The sequence below is a fragment of the Micromonospora sp. NBC_01405 genome, from assembly GCF_045040155.1.
Lineage (GTDB): Bacteria > Actinomycetota > Actinomycetes > Mycobacteriales > Micromonosporaceae > Micromonospora.
Genome location: NZ_CP109532.1, coordinates 2,161,308 through 2,178,893, shown reverse-complemented (window position 1 = coordinate 2,178,893; position 17,586 = coordinate 2,161,308). Strand labels below are relative to the sequence as shown.

Genomic DNA, 17,586 nt, shown 5'->3' with positions numbered 1-17,586 from the left:
CTCGACGCGGCTGCCCAGGTACCGTGCCCTGCACCACCACATCAACGTCCCCGGCCGCTACTCGGTCCAGCGGCCTGGGTGAACCCGTGCCACTCCCTGCCACGCGGGGTCGACACGCAGGTCGCTAGACTGGGCACTCGCGCCCCCGTAGCTCAGGGGATAGAGCATCGGTTTCCTAAACCGTGTGTCGCAGGTTCGAATCCTGCCGGGGGCACCTCGAAGATCAGCAAAACGCCATCTGAACTGCGGATACGCGCTTGCGTGGAGTCCAGGCAGGACCGCGGAGCCAGGGAATGAGTCCGCCCCAATCCCCGGATGGCAGTGGGGCAAGGGTGTGCTTCCAGCCCGCGCCCGAGCAGGATTGGAAATCTATCGATACGTTCAGCCCCGTCATGCAGACAGGTTGTGGGCACAAACCGCCCAGCGACCCGGAAAACCCTTCCGGGGTCGCGACCGACCGAGGGGAGCCAGTGAACCGGTGCGCGGGACGCCCAACAACCTGACCTTCGGCGAGCGCGTCGCCTGGTACCGCTACCGGCGCGGCGTCTCCCGGGAAGTCCTGGCCGGACTCATCGGCCATACCGCCTTCTGGCTCGGCAAGATCGAGAACAACCGGATCGAGCTGGATCGGCTCTCCGTCATCAAGTCCTCGCCGAAGTCCTGGACGTCTCCCTCGGCGACCTGCTCGGCGAACCCTCACTGCTCGCCTGGACCGGCGACAGCGGCACAGAGACCGTCCCCAGCCTCCGCGCCGCCCTGATGAACTATCGCGCCCTCGGTCCGTTCGGTGGCGGCACGGACGCGGAGCCGCCGAGCGTCGCCATACTCAGGAAGGAGGTAGCCGCCCTCTGGGACGCCTACCAGGACTCACGATTCGGGTACGTCACCGGCAGCCTGTCCGACCTGCTCCACCGCGCCCAGGCCGCCGCCGACCACCACGACGGCGACGATCCAGACCAAGCCCGCCGGCTCTCGGCCTGGCATACCAACTCGCCGCCACCCAGCTCACCAAGCTCGGAGAAAGCGACCTCGCCTGGATCACCGCCGACCGTGGCTTGACCACAGTGGAAGCCACTCTTTTGATCTCACTCCTCAGTGCCCCGCCTCCGGCCGGCGTCGGCCGGCACCACGGCCGATCGTTCGGCTGGTCAGCATCGGCGGTGCCACCACGGTAGTTTGGGCGACGTCTGCGGATCGTGAAGGCTTCGGCGCAGCAGGACGGCGTCCAGGGCATCAACGAGGGAACGCACCTCGCTCCCGGCGCGCGGTGGGAGCATCGTCATGACGTCTTCCAGCATGTCGCGAGCCCAGCCCGCGCCGCAGCAGGAACAGGTGAACTCGGCCTCCCACTGCTTCCATGGACGTCGGATCCCACGTACGTGCACGGACCAAACGTTGATTGCCGCAGCCACGACCCCTGGCATCAGTCGCGCGCCTTCAAGCTGCCGAATAGCCGCATTGGTTGCTCCGGACAGCCCGGGAGTGCTGCGATAGCGCACCCACGGTCGGCGCCAGGTCCGCTCCCGCAGTCGAAGCGATGCCGGTCTGTTACGCGGCATAACCCCTTCGAATGGCATTCATGACGACATCCTGCCAGCCGTACCCGGCCACCGCCAGGCCGTGACGATCGCGAGGGTGGCTGGCCGCCGTCGAGGTCGGGGCGAATCGCTGCCCGCGCCGCTTCGCGGCTTGCCACCTGAGTACGTGGTCCAGGCGCGGTAAGCCGGCGCGGTACGCGAAACCGCTCCCGGCCCACAGGCCGGGGGAAAGCCGTACGCGCGTTGGCCAGCCGCGCCGGACCCAAGCGCGTGCCGTCCGCGTGCCAGAAGCCGGTGTCGTGGGCGGTCCTCAACGGGCACCACGGGGCACCGCGATTCCGCCGCCGAGCAGGCACTTCAGACTGATGGGTCAGCGGATCACGATCTTCCAAACTGAACCTCAACCGGATTACCTGTACGGGGCGTACTGGATGCTGTGGGACCAACGCCGCCAGAAGGGCAGTGGCAGGCAATCAGCCGGCGCTTCGCCTCCGACCTCGGTCTCCAACGGCTCCATCGGCGCGCATGACCGAGATGGCCGATCGACCCCGGAGCGAGCACCTGCCGAACCCTGCCGGCGATCACTGAGCGAGCGATGGCTTCGAGTAGGGCGACGTCTTCGGGGCCGGATTCCAGTTCCCATCGGCCGCCGTAGTCGCCGACCTGCAGGATGAGTTGGTCGGAGAAGTCCGTCCATCCGAAGGCATGAGCATCGGGGTTACGTGGTGTGACGTCTTGATGCCGGCGATCTCCGGTTGCGTCCAGGGAAGGGTGTACGACGTGCCCCTCATTGGGCGTGTTGCGTAGATGAGAGACGGCCCTCGCGCTGATCCTTTACTACGACGAACTCAGAGAAGGAAGAGAGACCGGAACACCGTCTACCGGTGTGAATGTCGACAACCGCTCGGGCCCCGGTGACCGCCGCTGTCCCCACCGCCCAGCACCCGACTAGCTCTACGTACCGGCCGGACGTATCCCGGCCGGTACGCGACGAGTCCCAAAACCAGTTAGGAGGTACCAACCGTGAACACCACTACCGAGTACGGTTCGGTCGACATCGCTGTCGAGCTCCCCGAGGGAGCCGAGATGCCGGACCGGCCGTTCTACACCGTCGCCGACCTTGCCGAGATTGGCGCACGCGTGCAGGGCGTCGGGTCGATGCGCAAGGAGACGATCTCTCAGCACCTGTTCGAGTCCCGGGCGGAAATCCGCCGCAAGAGCGGCAAGGTGGAGGCGGGGAAGTATGTCTCGGACCCGTTCCCGGCGCCAGACGACTACGTGGGTAAGGCCCCGTGGTGGGCGAAGCCCCGGGAGTCGGAGATCGTAGCGTGGTTCAAGCGGCACCCGCGTAGGCAGGTGGGCGACGGGATCGGCGGCCGGCGGGCGAAGGACTCCTGAGCGGGTACCGCAGGTCGCCTGTTTTGCCCCGTGCGGTCAGCAGTGATCATGATCAGGCACTACGGAACCGCCGCTGACCGGGCACTCCGGACGCATCGGGTCAGCAGAGAACGATCGCGTGGGGGGAAGGGCGCCGGCTGCGTCCGCGAGCTGACGGCGGTCGCGCCGGCGTCCGTACGAGCCGTCAAGGTCCGCATGACGTGGCGGGCCGGGCGCGTCACCTGGGCCGCTACCTCGAACTCCTGACCGGCATCGCCAGCCGCGCCGGAGCCGCCGATCCGCCCTTACTGGGGAGGCAGTTGCTCATCCTGCTGGAGGGTGCGACGGCCGTCGCCGCACATCACTCTGCAGTCGGCGCCGGCGACCACGCTCGCCGTGCCGCCCTCACCCTGCTGTCGGCCGCCCGGACCAGCCTCGACGGTTGACGCGGGGTTGGAATCTCCTCCTACCCGCTCCTACGTCCGCCGCTTCTGCCGGGTGGTCAACGACTCCTGATACTCCATCGTCACTTGGCTTCGGAGTTGGGCGTGGCGCGGCTACGAGGAGGGCCACCGTACGTCTGACACGATCCTGCCTCCCGGAGCGTGTCCGGCCGATCGCGGCGCGCCACGCGAGAACGGTGCAGCCACGGGTGGGACGCGACATGATGAAGAGCGTGAATTCCTCCCTCGACACCCTGCCGAAGATCGGCGCACCAGCGACGCGGGCTTTGAACAACGCTGGTTACACGGCCCTGCGTGACCTTGTAGGGGTGCCGCGCGCCGGGCTGGCCAAGCTGCACGGCATGGGGCCGAAGGCGCTCGAGATCATCCAGAGTGCGCTCGAGCAGCACAACCTGAGTCTGGGTCGATAATTCACCGTCTCTTGATCTTTCGGCTGGTTCGGTAGCCAGTCTGCGCTGGTGATGGGCCCGTCGGGCCACGGCCACCGCACGATCTTCGGTCGCCGTGACGATCCCGAGGGTGACCGGTCGCCGCCGAGGCCTGGGCGATCGCTGACGCACCGCTACGCGGCTTGCCACCGGATATCGCGGTCCAGTCTCGCGCGGTGAGCCACCAAGCCGCCCCCTGCCCCGGGCCCAGGGCAGGGGGGCAGGGGGCAGGGGGCGGTGAGGCGTACGCCGGTGGACGGCCAGGCACCTCTGTCCACCGTTGTCCCGGCCGTTTCGATTCGTCGCGGATCAGTTTCACGCGGCGCTACCTAATCGTGCACGAGGTCGTAATCCTGCGTCCCGCCAACCGTGCACGAGGGCGTAAGTCAAACTGAGCCGAACGCCAGCCTCGTCGGTCACGTGCACCAAGGGAGCGGCCTCAGAGATAGGAGTACTTGGCCAGTACGTCGGCGTGCCGAGCGAGGAAGTAGCTGAGGTGGTCATCGGTAAGGTGGTTCCGCCAGTCTCCAGCGACCCCCTTCCGGAAGTGGCTGCCGTCGTCGGGGACACCCGGCGTCCGGCCGCCGCTCATCCGGGAGAAGCTGTTCGTGTCAAGTACTTCTGCGAGCCTTTCCGTGCCGACCTGCGGCAGGAGCCCGAGGAAACGAAGGATCCCGGTGAACCCGCCGACCTCGTCCGTCATCAGGTCTTCCAGTTTCACCTCGAGAACGTCGGGTCGCTGCGACCACTGCCGGAGGTCGTCGAACATCGGCTCGAGGAAGTCCATCACGGCATAGAGGCCCTGTTCCTTGGATATCCCGGCGAGCTGTTGACGGTGCCGGGCCAGGGACGGAAAATCGTCGATGTCGTGTGAGAGAAGGTGCGAGAAATAGGCGGAAACCACGATGTCGCGGGGATCCCGTACCACGTGGAACGATCGCGTACCCGGTGGGAAGAGATCCACGTGGCGCGGATGCGCGTCGGTGAACGCGAAGGACCGGGCGCCGAGACTGAGCCCCGCGGTCAAGAAATCCGCAGCGTAAAGCTGGTCGATCGGTTTTTCATCGGGGTCGAAGACCAGCCATGAACTGTAGGCGACGTACTTGAGCCCCAACCCGGCGCTTAGTTCCTCGAAGACGCGCCGGATCCAGAGGCTTGCGCACTTGTGATGGCCGAAGTACGCGTACACCTGCCCGAACTCCCGCGACACCTGTGCCTGTGCCATCAGGCCGTCTCCTCTCTCGACAGTCAACTTACCGGGTTGTAACCGAGGAGCAGTTGTTGGCGGTATCCCGACTCACTCGGCGACAGCCACCGGCATTCGGCGAACCCGGCCGCCTGTGCCAGCGACAGCAGTTCAGCACGAGGCCAGGCCCGGTAGCGGACCAGCCGCTCCTTGACCGTCCACTGCGCCTCCGACTGGCGTGACATCAGGAAGTAGCGGAGCCGGTACACGTCCGTCGACTGCCATTCCCACGCCTGGAAGGCCAGGCGATTGCCGTCGTCCATGATCCTTGGCGCCGTCCCGGTGATTTTGGCCGCGCGGTCGGAATCGTAGTCACGCGTGCTGACCAGCGTTACTCCGCCAGGGCGGAGTCGGCTACGCATTGACGAGAAGGCCTGCAGGATGTCCTCTGGTTCGAGCAGGTGCGAGATCGCGTTTTCAAGCGCCAACACAGCGTCGTAATCAGCCGGAACCACCTCTTCCAGGTGGCGGAAGTCCGCTTGCCGGAACTGGATCTGCGTCCCGAGGCGCTCGGAATTCTTGCCCGCCCGGGCTACGGCCGTCTCGCTTAGGTCGGTTCCGGTGACGGTATAGCCCAGACCGGCGAGTCCGACAGCCTGCGTTCCGATACCACACGCGCAGTCAAGTATCCGGCGGGCCGGAAACGGCAGCACGGATCGAAGAATGGCGTCGAGCCTGCCGGCCTCGTCACGCGTATGATCCTCCCAGTCCGAGTACAGAAGTTCATAGTCCGGCGCGAGGCTGTCGTAAAAGTCGGTCACTTCTTCTTGTTGTTCCACGGTGCTCTTTCTGTCACGCTGCGCGACTGCTCCCTGACCCGTGACTCAGTTCCGGCCCAGTGATCCAATTGATAACATCTTTCCGTGGAATCCGCGAGCCACCCGCGCCCTTGGACGTACAGGTCGAGGCGTTCCGCAACCGACCTCTCGATGCCGCCCATGCGTCGACAACTGCGGCACGTCACCCCCGTAGCTCTGCGCGACAACACCTGCGGGCGACCGCAACCATTTCGACAGTCGTCCACAGTCTCAGCGGTTGGACTGGGCGCCGCCGGCGACATGCGGCACTCTGCGGACGTTGCCTCGCGTCGGGGAGCCCGTCCTCTAGCATGGTTGGCCCCTGTCCAACCGTCGAAGCAGGCAGCCCCATGACCGGTACGGTTTTCGAGAACGCCCGGATCCACACGCTCGACCCCGCCCGGCCGCGCGCCGAGGCCATGCTGGTGCGCGGCGAGCGGATCGTCGCCGTCGGAAACCGCGACGAGTGCCGGGACCGGGCCGGCGGCGGAGCGCGTCGGGTCGACCTCGCCGGGATGACCGTGCTGCCCGGAATGATCGACAGTCATATCCACTCCGCGCTGTACGTGCGCGGCCTGGAGCAGGTGGACCTGCGCGGCACCGCCAGCCTCGACGAGGCGTTGACCCGGATCGGGCGGCACGCCGCGACCCTGCCGCCCGACGCCTGGCTCTTCGGCGGACGCTGGGACAGCCACAAGTGGGCCCGGCCGGTGCAGCCGAACCGGGCCGATCTCGACCGGGTCTGCCCGGACCGTCCCGCCGTGCTGCCCAGCATCGACGGGCACACCACCTGGGTCAACAGCGCCGCCCTGCGGCGGCTCGGCATCGACGCCGACACCCCCGATCCGGTCGGTGGGCAGATCGCCCGCGACGAACGCGGCGAGCCGACCGGCATCCTGCGGGAGGCGGCCGGGGACGCGGCCTACGACATCTTGCGCTCCTCCGTCGCCGGGGACATGGTCGAGCAGTTGCGCACCCACCTGCCCCGGTTGCTCGCCGTCGGCCTCACCAGCATCCACGACCTCGACGGGCAGGACTGCCGGGCCGCCTACGAGACCCTGTACGCCCGGGGTGAACTGCCGCTGCGGGTGCACAAGTCGATCCCGTCGACCGCGTTGGACGAGGTGATCGACCTGGGCTGGGCGACCGGCGACGGGGACCGGTGGCTGCGTACGGGACCGGTGAAGATCTTCACCGACGGGGCGCTCGGTTCGCACACCTGCCTGATGAGCGAACCGTACGACGGTGAGCCGGACAACCACGGCATCGCGGTCACCCCGGCGGAGGAGTTCGAGCGGCTGGTGGCGAAGGCGGCCGGGGCCGGCATCGCCGTGGCGGCACACGCCATCGGCGACGCGGCCAACGCGATGGTGCTGCGGGCGTACGCCCGCTGGCAGGAGTCGGCGCGCACCGACCCGACCGTCGCCGGGGCGGTACGGCGGCTGCGGCACCGGATCGAACACACCCAGCATCTTCGGCCGGAGGACGTGCCGCTGCTCGCCCGGCTGGGCGTGATCGCCTCGATGCAGCCGACCCACTGCACCAGCGACATCCCCCTGACCAGCAGTATGCTCGCCGGCCGGGATCTCGCCTCGTACGCCTGGCGGAGCCTGCTGGACGCCGGCGCGACGGTGGCGTTCGGCTCGGACGCGCCGGTCGAGGACCCGGACCCGTTCCACGGCATCCACGCCGCGGTGACCCGGCAGCAGCCCGACGGCAACCCGCCGGGCGGCGTGGACCCGCACGAGCGGCTCAGCCTCGACGCGGCGCTGCGGGGGTTCACCGTCGCCGGCGCGTACGCCTCCTACGAGGAACACCTGAAGGGGCGACTCAGCCCCGGCATGCTCGCCGACTTCATCGCGCTGCCCGCCGATCCGTACCAGGTCGAGCCCGCGGACCTGCGTGACCTCACGGTGGCGCTCACCGTGGTCGGCGGCGTCGTGCGCTGGCAGCGCTGACCCCACGGCCCGACCGGATCGGGCACAGGATGTCGGGTCCGGCCGGGGTCGTCCTTCCTAGCGTGGTGGGCATCAGGGAGGGAGATTCGGGTGCTGGACCGGCTGAACGAGGCGATGACGTACGTCGAGCGCCATCTCGACCAGCGCATCGAGGTGGCCGAGATGGCGCGGATCGCCGTCACGTCGGAGTATCACTTCCGGCGGATGTTCTCCGCGCTGGCCGGCATGCCGCTCTCCGAGTACGTCCGGCGTCGACGGCTCACGGTCGCGGCCGCCGAGGTGCTCGCGGGGGAGTCGACGCTGCTCGACGTCGCAGTCCGGTACGGCTACGGCTCGGCCGAGGCGTTCGGCCGGGCGTTCCAGGCGGTGCACGGGGTCGGCCCGGGCGAGGCCCGGCGGACCGGCGCGGTGCTGCGGTCCCAGCCCCGGGTGTCCTTCCGCCTCATCGTCGAAGGGTGCACCAGCATGCGTTACCGCGTCACCGAGAAGGACGCCTTCCACCTGGTCGGGCGGAAGGCCCGCGTCCCCCTCGTGCACGAGGGGATGAACCCGGCCATCGTCGCGTTCGTCAAGAGCATCGACGCCGGGACGGTCGAGCGGATCGAGGCCCTCTCCGACCAGGAGCCGCGCGGGATCGTCAACGTCAGCGACAAGCTGGGGGACAACCGGGAGGAGGGTGTCGAGCTGGACTACTGGCACGGCGTGGTCACCGGCGTCACCCCGCCGGAGGGCCTGGACGCCATGCCGGTGCCCGCCGGCACCTGGGCGGTCTTCTCCAGCTCGGGCGAGTTCCCGCAGACCCTCCAGAACATCTGGCGGGACGTCTTCACCGAGTGGTTCCCGGCCAACCCGTACCGCAGCCGGCCGGGCCCGGAGATCCTCCAGGCCAGGGTCTCGGCGGACGGTACGCGGGCCGACGCCGAGCTGTGGATCCCGGTGGAGCGGGTGGCGTCCTGAGCCCGTCCGTCGCCCCGCCGCCGACGGGGCGCGGGGTGGGGCGACGGACGGCGGCCCGGCGGCGTACGACTCCTCGGGAACGGGGTGGCTACGGCTCAGAGCGCCGCGCGCAGCGCCTCGGCGAGGGTGGTCGGCCGGCGGCCGATCAGCTTCGCCAGGTCGTCGCCCTCGACGTACAGGTCGCCCTGGGACAGGCCCCGGTCGCTGTCGGCGAGGAGGGTGGCGAACCTCGGGGGGACGCCCGCGCCGGCCAGCACCTCGGCGTACTTCTTTGCCGGCAGGTCGGTGTAGCCGACGGTGCGGCCGGTCTGCCGGGACAGCTCCTCGGCGAGCTCGGTCAGGGTGAACGCCTCGCCGCCCAGCTCGTACACCCGGCCGGCCTCGCCGGCGCCGGTGAGCGCGGCGGCGGCGGCCTCGGCGTAGTCCGCGCGGGTGGCGGCGCTGACCCGGCCGTCGCCCGCCGCGCCGGTCACCCCGTACCGGAGGTACGTCGGGAGCTGGTCGGTGTAGTTCTCCAGGTACCAGCCGTTGCGCAGGATCACGTATGGCAGGCCGGCGGAGGCGATCTCCCGCTCGGTGGCCAGGTGCTCCCCGGCGAGGATCAGGCTGGACCGGTCGGCGTTGGTGACGCTGGTGTAGACGACCAGCCCCACGCCGGCCTCGCGGGCGGCGGCGACGACGTTGCGGTGCTGGGTCTCCCGCTGCCCGACCTCGCTGCCGGAGATGAACATCAGCTTCTCGGCCCCGGCGAACGCGGCGCGCAGCGATGCGGGGTCGGTGTAGTCGGCCCGCCGGGTGACCACCCCGCGTCCGGCTAGGTCGGCGAGCTTGCCGGTGTCCCGGCCGAGCGCCACGATCTCCCCGGCCGGTACGCCCCGACGCAGCAGCGACTCGACGATCAGGCGGCCGAGGTGGCCGGTGGCGCCGGTGACGACGATGGACATGGTGAACTCCTCGAAGGTGTCGATGATCCTCGTTGGGTACCAACAGGGCGCTCTTCCCATCGCTTCCCGTTGGACGCCCACTGATCCTCGTCGGCTGCCGGGGCTGGTGCGTCCGGGCGGGAGGGGGTAGAAACATGTCGATCCCATAAATCATGAAGGGATGCCGGACGGCGGATTGAGAGCGCTCTCACGGTCGCCCGGCTCGCCACCGCCACCCGACAGGCAGGCTGATGACACCTCGCACCCGCCGCCACCTCCTGGCCCTGGCCACCACCACCGTCTCCCTCGCCGCCGCCGGCCTCGTTCCGGCGCCCGCGCTGGCCCACCCCGGCCACCCCGACGACCGCGACCCGGACCTCGGCCCGTACGTGCACGTCTACGACCCGTCCACCCCGACCGCCAAGATCCAGTCCACCCTCGACGCGATCTTCACGAAGCAGGAACGCAACGAGATGGGCACCGACCGGCACGCGGTGCTGTTCAAGCCCGGCCGGTACGACGTCGACGTGAAGCTCGGCTACTACACCACCGTGGCCGGTCTCGGCCGCTCCCCGGACGACGTCGACATTTACGGCGCGGTCCGGGTCATCGGACAGCCCGACCCGAACTCGCCGGGGGGCATCTCCGCGCTGACCAACTTCTGGCGCTCGGCGGAGAACCTCTCCGTAATTCCCTCCGACTGGTCGAACCAGTGGGCGGTCTCCCAGGCGTCCCCGATGCGCCGCGTGCACGTGCGCGGCCCCCTCTGGCTCGAACCGGGCAACGGCGGGTACTCCAGCGGCGGCTACATCGCCGACTCGAAGGTCGACGGGACCACCATCAACGGCTCCCAGCAGCAGTGGCTGACCCGGGACAGCGAGCTCGGCGGCCAATGGAGCAACGGGGTCTGGAACCAGGTCTTCTCCGGCGTGACCGGGGCACCCGCCCAGAGATTCCCCGACCCCCCGTACACCACGCTCCCGACCAGCCCGGTCACCAGGGAGAAGCCGTACCTGTTCGTCGACGGCAACGACCGGTGGCGGGTGGCCGTACCGGGCCTGCGGCACGACACCGCCGGCGTCACCTGGGCGGCCGGCGGCCGACCGACCCCCTCGCTGTCGCTGCGCGACTTCTTCGTCGCCCGGCCCACCGACACCGCCCAGCGGATCAACCGGGAGCTGGCGCGGGGGCGGCACCTGCTGCTCACCCCGGGCGTGTACCGGCTGGACCAGGCGCTGCGGGTCACCCGACCGGGCACCGTCGTGCTCGGACTCGGCATGCCGAGCCTCGCCCCGACCACCGGTGATGCCGCGCTGCGGGTCGCCGACGTCGACGGGGTACGCGTCGCCGGGTTGCTGGTCGACGCCGGCCGGCGCGAGTCCGACGTGCTGGTCGAGATCGGCCGGCGCGACGGCCGCCGGGACCACGCCGCGAACCCGACCTCGGTGCAGGACGTCTTCTTCCGCATCGGCGGCCCCTGGGTCGGCCGGGCCCGGACCAGCCTCGCCGTGCACAGCGACGACACCCTGCTCGACAACATCTGGGCCTGGCGCGGCGACCACGGCAACGGCATCGGCTGGAGGGTGAACACCGCCGACACGGGCGTGCTGGTCACCGGCGACGACGTGACGGCGTACGGGCTCTTCGTCGAGCACTACCAGCGGTACCAGACGGTGTGGACCGGCGAGCGCGGCCGGACCGTCTTCTACCAGAGCGAACTGCCCTACGACCCGCCGAGCCAGGCCGCCTGGACCAGCCCGACCGGTCGCGGCTGGGCGTCGTACAAGATCGCCGACTCCGTGCGCCGGCACGAGGCGTGGGGGCTCGGCGTGTACTCGTACTTCAACCAGGGGGTCGACATCCGGGCGGACCGGGCGATCGAGGTGCCCCGCCGGCCGGGCGTGCGGTTCCACGACATGATCACCGTCTTCCTCGACGGCAGCGGCGGCATCGAACGTACGGTCAACGACGCCGGCACCCCGGTCGTCGGCACGTTCGGCACCAGCCCGGTGGTCAGCTACCCCTGACCGGGCGACCGTCCGGGCGGACCCGGTCAACGGGTCCGCCCGGACGCGGCTTCAGATGCGTGTCGGACAGGGTCAAGGGGCGCGCCCGCCGGCCCATCGGTGACCACCGACCGGGCCGCCCCCGGCCCGCGAGGGTGGGCGCCGGGCCGCACCGTGCCGGCCCGCCGCCGGGGCCGTCACGCCGAGAGTTGGTCGACCCGGGCGACCACCTGGTCGATCAGGCCGTACTCGCGGGCCTGCTCCGCGGTGAACCACCGGTCCCGGTCCCAGTCCTGCTGGATCTCGTCCAGGCTCCGCCCGCTGTGTCGGGCGATCAGCTCCTGCATGGTGCGCTTGACGTGCAGCATGTTCTCCGCCTGGATGGTGATGTCGGCGGCCGTGCCCCCCCATTCCGCCCGACGGCTGGTGCATCATGATCCGCGAGTGCGGCAGCGCGTACCGCTTCCCGGCCGTCCCCCCGCAGAGCAGGAACTGCCCCATCGAGCCGGCGAAGCCGAGCGCCAGGGTGGCCACGTCGTTGCGGATGTACCGCATCGTGTCGTACACGGCCATGCCGGCGCTGACCGAGCCGCCCGGTGAGTTGATGTAGAGGTGGATGTCCCGCTCGCTGTCCTCCGCGGCCAGCAGCAGGAGCTGCGCACAGATCTGGTTGGCAGACTCGTCCGTGACCTCGGTGCCGAGGAAGACGATCCGCTCCCGCAGCAACCGTTGGAACACCTGGTCGCCGAAGGCCGGCTGCCCGCCGTCCAGCATCCGTACGTCGTACCTGATCATGTCGACCTCCGCCGCGCCGGTGGGCGATTTCGACCGCCCCGGGGACCGGCCCGTCCAGCGTGCGCCCGCCGGAGGCGGCGACCCCAGCGCTTCTGCCGCTGGCAGATTCGCCGACGGCAGAACCGGGCGGGACGCCGGCGGCCGGGCGACGCGGCCGGGCGACGTCCCTAGGCGGTCACCGGCCGCCGCAGGCTCACCGGGGCCCGCCCGCAGTGCGCCAACCCGGCGGTACGCGGACCGACGGCGAGCGGCGTCCCGCGCAGCGCCCGGTGCACGTCGGCCCCCCGCCGGGCGCCGGTCAGCCGGTCAGCAGGCCGCTCCAGCCGGGCCATCCGGTCGCCGTACCGGGGCAGCGGCAGCGCGACGGCGTGCGCCGCCACGGCAGCCCGGGGACCCACCGGGGTGCGCGGCTCGACTCGGCGCAGGTCGTCCCGGGCCTCCTCCAACAAGTCGGACAGGCGGATGCCGAGGGCCCGGCAGATCGCCGCGAGCACCTCCGACGACGCCTCCTTGCGGCCCCGCTCGACCTCGGACAGGTAGGGCAGCGACACGCCGGCCGCCTGGGCGACCTCACGCAGGGTGCGGCCCTGTCTCGTCCTGATCCGGCGGAGCACCCCGCCGATGACCCGTCGCAGCAAAGACATGCGGCCTCACCCCCGGTCGTCTCTCCGCGGACAGCCCCATCATGCCCGGTGCGGGGCCGCCCGGCAGCCCCGGTCCGGCGAGCCAATGCGGCCGGAGGCGTCCCGGTGGCACCCCGGGGTGCGGATCCCCGCGTACCGGCTATGTTGTGCACGTGCAGGCAACGGAGGCGGAGCAGGTTCGACGGTGATCCATTTTCCCGCGCAACGACGGGGCCCGCTGAGCGCGTTGAGCCTGCGCCTCGCCGCCGCACTGGGCCTGGTCCTCGCCGTGGTCGCCGCGGTCTATCTCGACCGGGACGGCTACCGCGACGTCAACGAGGACGGCCTCACCCTCCTCGACTGCTTCTATTACGCGGTGGTCTCCCTCTCCACCACCGGCTACGGCGACATCACCCCGGCCGCGCCGTCCGCGCGGCTGGTCAACGTCCTGTTCGTCACCCCCGCCCGGGTGATCTTCCTGATCATCCTGGTCGGCACCACCCTGGAAGTCCTGACCGAGCAGTACCGGACCGGCCGGCGCCTGTCGCGGTGGAGGAGAAGCGTGAAGGACCACGTCATCATCTGCGGCTACGGCACCAAGGGCCGCAGCGCCGTCTCGGCGCTGTTGGAGAACGGCCTGGACAGGTCCCGGATCGTGGTGGTCGAGCGCAGCCCGACCGCCCTGCGGCAGGCCACCTCGGCCGGGTTGGTCGCGATCGAGGGTTCGGCGACGCGTTCGTCGGTGCTGATCGAGGCGCACGTTAAGAACGCCAAGTCGGTGATCATCGCGACCGACAGCGACGACGCGTCGGTCCTGGTGGCACTCACCGTCAGGCAGCTCACCGCCGGTCAGGTGCGGATCATCGCCGCGGTGCGGGAGGCCGAGAACGCGCCCCTGTTGAAGCAGAGCGGCGCCCACCACGTGATCGTCTCGTCCGCCACGGCGGGGCGGCTGCTCGGCCTGTCGACCTCCGCGCCGCCACTGATCGACGTGGTGGAGGACCTGCTCACCCCGGGCCAGGGCATGGCGCTGGCCATGCGCTCGGCCGAGCGCAGCGAGGTGGGCCGTTCGCCGCGCGAGCTGGACTCCCTGGTCATCGCGCTGGTCCGCCGGGGCAAGGTGGTCACGCTCAGCGATCGGGCCGGCGCGGTGATCGAGACCGGCGACATGCTCGTGCACGTCCGTGACGACCGCCCCCAGCAGGCGAGCACGCCGGGCTGACGAAACGGCCCGCAACCTTCGCAGGTTGCGGGCCCTTTCCGTGTCGCGGGGAGGCGGCGACGCCGTGCCGCCGTCAGCGGCGGGTCAGCGGATCGTCCAGGTGTCGCCGCTGGCGAGCAGGCCGGCGAGCTGCTGCTCCGGGGTCTCGGTCACTGCGGCCTTCGCCGCCGCGAGCTGCTCCTGCACCACGCTGTCGTAGGACGGGCGGTCGACCGAGCGGAACACGCCGATCGGGGTGTTGCGCAGGTCGAGCCCGGGCAGCCGGGACAGCGCGAACGCGTACGCCGGGTCGTTGACCGTCGCGTTGTGCACGACGATCTCCTCCGGGCTCACCGAGGCGGTCTCCCGCACCTCCAGGCCGAAGCCGCCCGGCGGGTGCACGACGCAGAACTGCCCGTCGGAGCCGAAGGTGATGGGCTGCCCGTGCTCCAGCCGGATCAGGAAGTCGTCCCGGGTGCCCGGCTCCTTGAGCTGCTCGAACGCGCCGTCGTTGAAGATGTTGCAGTTCTGGTAGATCTCCACGAACGCCGAGCCCTGGTGCTCCGCCGCGGCCCGCAGCACCGACTGGAGGTGCTTGCGATCCGAGTCGATGGTGCGGCCGACGAAGCTGGCCTCCGCGCCCAGCGCGAGCGAGAGCGGGTTGAAGGGGGCGTCCGCCGAGCCGGCCGGGGTCGACTTGGTGACCTTGCCAACCTCGGAGGTGGGCGAGTACTGCCCCTTGGTCAGGCCGTAGATCCGGTTGTTGAACAGCAGGATCTTCAGGTTGACGTTGCGGCGCAGCGCGTGGATCAGGTGGTTGCCGCCGATCGACAGCGCGTCGCCGTCGCCGGTGACCACCCACACCGACAGGTCCGGGCGGGACACCGACAGGCCGGTGGCGATCGCCGGGGCGCGGCCGTGGATCGAGTGCATCCCGTAGGTGTTCATGTAGTACGGGAAGCGCGACGAGCAGCCGATGCCGGACACGAAGACGGTCCGCTCCCGGGGAATGTTCAGCTCCGGCATGAACTGCTGCACGGCGGCGAGGATCGCGTAGTCACCGCAGCCGGGGCACCAGCGCACCTCCTGGTCGGACTTGAAGTCCTTCGCGGTGAGCTTGAGGGCGACGGGCTCAGACATTCTTCAGGACCTCTTCCAACATCGTCTCCAGCTCGACGGCGGTGAACGGCAGGCCGCGGACCTGGTTGTAGCCGATGGCGTCGACCAGGTACTTGCCCCGGATCACCTGGGCGAGCTGGCCGAGGTTCATCTCGGGAATGACCACCCGGTCGTAGGAACGCAGCACCTCGCCGAGGTTCGCCGGCATCGGGGACAGGTGCCGCAGGTGCGCCTGGGCGACGGACAGGCCGCGCTGGCGCAGCCCCCGGCAGGCGGCGCCGATCGGCCCGTACGTCGAGCCCCAGCCGAGCACCAGCACCCGGGCGTCGCCGTCCGGGTCCTCCACCTCGACGTCCGGCACCGGGATCGTCTCGATCCGGGCCGCCCGGATGCGCACCATGAAGTCGTGGTTCGCCGGATCGTACGAGATGTCGCCGGTCTTGTCGGCCTTCTCCAGGCCGCCGATCCGGTGCTCCAGCCCCGGCGTGCCGGGGACGGCCCACGGCCGGGCCAGGGTCTCCGGATCCCGCAGGTACGGCAGGAAGGTGCCGTTCTCTCCGTTGGGCTCGGTGGCGAACTCGACCCGCAGGTCGGGCAGGGACTCCACGTCGGGCAGCAGCCACGGCTCGGAGCCGTTGGCGACGTAGTTGTCCGACAGCAGGATCACCGGGGTGCGGTACGTCAGCGCGATCCGGGCCGCCTCGATGGCCGCGTGGAAGCAGTCCGAGGGTGACTTCGGGGCGATCACCGCGACGGGGGCCTCGCCGTGCCGGCCGTACAGGGCCATGTTGAGGTCGGCCTGCTCGGTCTTGGTCGGCAGGCCGGTCGACGGGCCGGCCCGCTGCACGTCCACGATGACCAGCGGAAGCTCCAGCGCCACCGCGAGCGAGATCGTCTCGCTCTTGAGCGCCACGCCGGGGCCGCTGGTGGTGGTGACGCCGAGCGACCCGCCGTACGACGCGCCGAGCGCCGCGCCGACGGCGGCGATCTCGTCCTCGGCCTGCATGGTGACCACGCCGAGCCGCTTGTGCTTGCTCAGCTCGTGCAGGATGTCCGACGCCGGGGTGATCGGGTACGCCCCGAGGAACACCGGCAGGCCGGAGCGCACGCCCGCGGCCACCAGGCCCAGCGACAGCGCCGCGTTGCCGGTGATGTTCCGGTACGTGCCCGGCAGCATCTTCGCCGGCTTCACCTCGTACCGCACCGAGAACGAGTCGGTCGTCTCGCCGAAGTTCCAGCCGGCCTTGAAGGCCGCGATGTTCGCCGCGACCAGCTCGGGACGCTTGGCGAACTTGCGCTCCAGGAAGCGCAGGGTCGAGGAGTACGGCCGGGAGTACATCCAGGACAGCAGGCCGAGGGCGAACATGTTCTTGGCCCGCTCGGCGTCCTTCTTGGACACCTTGTTCTCGGTGAGCGCCCGGACCGTCATCGAGGTGAGAGCGACCGGGTGCACCACGTAGCCGGCGAGGGAGTCGTCGTCCAGCGGGCTGGACTGGTATCCCACCTTGGCCAGGTTGCGCTTGGTGAACTCGTCGGTGTTGACGATGATGTCGGCGCCGCGCGGCAGGTCGGCCAGGTTGGCCTTGAGCGCGGCCGGGTTCATCGCCACCAGCACGTTCGGCGCGTCACCGGGGGTGAGGATGTCGTAGTCGGCGAAGTGCACCTGGAAGCTCGACACGCCCGGCAGGGTGCCTGCGGGGGCGCGGATCTCGGCCGGGAAGTTGGGCAACGTGGAGATGTCGTTGCCCAGCTGCGCTGTCTCCGAGGTGAACCGGTCGCCGGTCAGCTGCATGCCGTCGCCGGAGTCCCCGGCGAACCGGATGACCACCCGGTCGAGTTGACGGATCTGCTTGGTCACGCCTGAACCTCGCTTCGCTCGGCGCGGTGGCGCGGGCGGCTGAACATGATGGCGACCTTGCCTTGCCCGGCCACGCGACCTCCTTGACGCACCGCTGCCCCGCACCGCCCGTGGCTGGTCCGGTCCGCTGTAGTTCCTCACCCGAGAGCCTACGTCGAGTGGGGGGTCGAACTCGCCCTGTGGTCCGCCGAATGGGATCGAATTCGGGGCGGTTATGCCCTGTTTAATAACGTTTTGACGCGCCCGCCGTAATCAGAATCACCGGTCCGCCTCGGCTTTCGGTGGAGGACCGTGGG

The 17,586-nt window shown here is 70.0% G+C and carries 14 protein-coding genes, 1 tRNA gene and 2 pseudogenes; 10 read left to right on the top strand and 7 right to left on the bottom strand.

Going from position 1 to position 17,586, the window contains the following annotated elements; all coding sequences use genetic code 11:
* Window positions 1–141: 141 nt before the first annotated feature.
* The 6 genes from OG559_RS08605 to OG559_RS08580 all read left to right on the top strand — a co-directional run bounded on the left by OG559_RS08605 (window position 142) and on the right by OG559_RS08580 (window position 3,789).
* Window positions 142–214: transfer RNA gene (locus OG559_RS08605), tRNA-Arg, on the top strand.
* Window positions 215–478: 264 nt separating this feature from the next.
* Window positions 479–760: a multiprotein-bridging factor 1 family protein gene (locus OG559_RS08600; RefSeq protein ID WP_405114082.1), complete on the top strand. Its 282-nt coding sequence runs from the start codon at window positions 479–481 to the stop codon at window positions 758–760.
* A complete protein-coding gene (locus tag OG559_RS08595) occupies window positions 760–1,059 on the top strand; it encodes a hypothetical protein (protein WP_405114080.1) in 300 nt (99 codons plus the stop codon). Before OG559_RS08600 ends, OG559_RS08595 begins: the two co-directional genes overlap by 1 nt.
* A 1,502-nt stretch (window positions 1,060–2,561) precedes the next feature.
* A complete protein-coding gene (locus tag OG559_RS08590) occupies window positions 2,562–2,936 on the top strand; it encodes a hypothetical protein (RefSeq protein WP_405114078.1) in 375 nt (124 codons plus the stop codon).
* A 200-nt stretch (window positions 2,937–3,136) separates the two neighbouring features.
* Window positions 3,137–3,361, top strand: coding sequence for a hypothetical protein (locus tag OG559_RS08585; RefSeq protein ID WP_405114076.1), 225 nt, complete (start codon window positions 3,137–3,139; stop codon window positions 3,359–3,361).
* A gap of 218 nt (window positions 3,362–3,579) precedes the next feature.
* Window positions 3,580–3,789: a DNA-binding protein gene (locus OG559_RS08580; protein ID WP_405114074.1), complete on the top strand. Its 210-nt coding sequence runs from the start codon at window positions 3,580–3,582 to the stop codon at window positions 3,787–3,789.
* A 457-nt stretch (window positions 3,790–4,246) separates the two neighbouring features.
* Here OG559_RS08580 and OG559_RS08575 read toward each other — a convergent pair whose 3' ends face one another.
* Complete coding sequence (locus OG559_RS08575) at window positions 4,247–5,032, bottom strand: sulfotransferase domain-containing protein (protein WP_405114072.1); 786 nt, start codon at window positions 5,030–5,032, stop codon at window positions 4,247–4,249.
* 23 nt (window positions 5,033–5,055) lie between these two features.
* Window positions 5,056–5,832, bottom strand: coding sequence for a methyltransferase domain-containing protein (locus tag OG559_RS08570; RefSeq protein ID WP_405114071.1), 777 nt, complete (start codon window positions 5,830–5,832; stop codon window positions 5,056–5,058).
* A 368-nt stretch (window positions 5,833–6,200) separates the two neighbouring features.
* Here OG559_RS08570 and OG559_RS08565 point away from each other — a divergent pair, with 368 nt between their 5' ends.
* Together OG559_RS08565 and OG559_RS08560 are read left to right on the top strand one after the other, a co-directional pair.
* Window positions 6,201–7,808: an amidohydrolase gene (locus OG559_RS08565; protein WP_405114069.1), complete on the top strand. Its 1,608-nt coding sequence runs from the start codon at window positions 6,201–6,203 to the stop codon at window positions 7,806–7,808.
* A 90-nt stretch (window positions 7,809–7,898) separates the two neighbouring features.
* Window positions 7,899–8,765 carry a helix-turn-helix domain-containing protein gene (locus OG559_RS08560; RefSeq protein WP_405114068.1) on the top strand — a complete coding sequence of 289 codons (867 nt, stop codon included), beginning with the start codon at window positions 7,899–7,901 and terminating at the stop codon, window positions 8,763–8,765.
* 95 nt (window positions 8,766–8,860) lie between these two features.
* On the opposite strand, the gene OG559_RS08555 is transcribed toward OG559_RS08560, so the two are convergent.
* On the bottom strand, window positions 8,861–9,709 hold the full coding sequence (locus OG559_RS08555; RefSeq protein ID WP_405114066.1) for an SDR family oxidoreductase: 849 nt from the start codon (window positions 9,707–9,709) through the stop codon (window positions 8,861–8,863).
* A 230-nt stretch (window positions 9,710–9,939) separates the two neighbouring features.
* Between OG559_RS08555 and OG559_RS08550 the strand changes: the two genes are divergently transcribed.
* Window positions 9,940–11,715: an adenylyl cyclase gene (locus tag OG559_RS08550; RefSeq protein WP_405114064.1), complete on the top strand. Its 1,776-nt coding sequence runs from the start codon at window positions 9,940–9,942 to the stop codon at window positions 11,713–11,715.
* A gap of 176 nt (window positions 11,716–11,891) precedes the next feature.
* On the opposite strand, the pseudogene OG559_RS08545 reads toward OG559_RS08550, so the two are convergent.
* Together OG559_RS08545 and OG559_RS08540 are read right to left on the bottom strand one after the other, a co-directional pair.
* Window positions 11,892–12,489 (bottom strand): annotated as a pseudogene (locus tag OG559_RS08545) (ClpP family protease).
* A gap of 392 nt (window positions 12,490–12,881) precedes the next feature.
* A pseudogene (locus OG559_RS08540) lies at window positions 12,882–13,133 on the bottom strand (helix-turn-helix domain-containing protein); the annotation flags it as partial.
* Window positions 13,134–13,317: 184 nt separating this feature from the next.
* Between OG559_RS08540 and OG559_RS08535 the strand changes: the two are divergent.
* Window positions 13,318–14,334 (top strand): potassium channel family protein, encoded by a 1,017-nt coding sequence (locus OG559_RS08535; RefSeq protein ID WP_396669189.1) that lies wholly within the window; start codon window positions 13,318–13,320, stop codon window positions 14,332–14,334.
* A gap of 84 nt (window positions 14,335–14,418) precedes the next feature.
* On the opposite strand, the gene OG559_RS08530 is transcribed toward OG559_RS08535, so the two are convergent.
* Together OG559_RS08530 and OG559_RS08525 are read right to left on the bottom strand one after the other, a co-directional pair.
* On the bottom strand, window positions 14,419–15,453 hold the full coding sequence (locus OG559_RS08530) for a 2-oxoacid:ferredoxin oxidoreductase subunit beta (RefSeq protein ID WP_405114062.1): 1,035 nt from the start codon (window positions 15,451–15,453) through the stop codon (window positions 14,419–14,421).
* Window positions 15,446–17,290 carry a 2-oxoacid:acceptor oxidoreductase subunit alpha gene (locus tag OG559_RS08525; RefSeq protein ID WP_405114060.1) on the bottom strand — a complete coding sequence of 615 codons (1,845 nt, stop codon included), beginning with the start codon at window positions 17,288–17,290 and terminating at the stop codon, window positions 15,446–15,448. Before OG559_RS08525 ends, OG559_RS08530 begins: the two co-directional genes overlap by 8 nt.
* Window positions 17,291–17,586: the final 296 nt, after the last annotated feature.

Coding starts and splice junctions, on each gene's coding strand:
- OG559_RS08595 (WP_405114080.1), top strand. CDS start 760: ATGAACTATCGCGCCCTCGGTCCGTTCGGTGGCGGCACGGACGCGGAG.
- OG559_RS08580 (WP_405114074.1), top strand. CDS start 3,580: ATGATGAAGAGCGTGAATTCCTCCCTCGACACCCTGCCGAAGATCGGC.
- OG559_RS08575 (WP_405114072.1), bottom strand. CDS start 5,032: ATGGCACAGGCACAGGTGTCGCGGGAGTTCGGGCAGGTGTACGCGTAC.
- OG559_RS08565 (WP_405114069.1), top strand. CDS start 6,201: ATGACCGGTACGGTTTTCGAGAACGCCCGGATCCACACGCTCGACCCC.
- OG559_RS08555 (WP_405114066.1), bottom strand. CDS start 9,709: ATGTCCATCGTCGTCACCGGCGCCACCGGCCACCTCGGCCGCCTGATC.
- OG559_RS08550 (WP_405114064.1), top strand. CDS start 9,940: ATGACACCTCGCACCCGCCGCCACCTCCTGGCCCTGGCCACCACCACC.
- OG559_RS08530 (WP_405114062.1), bottom strand. CDS start 15,453: ATGTCTGAGCCCGTCGCCCTCAAGCTCACCGCGAAGGACTTCAAGTCC.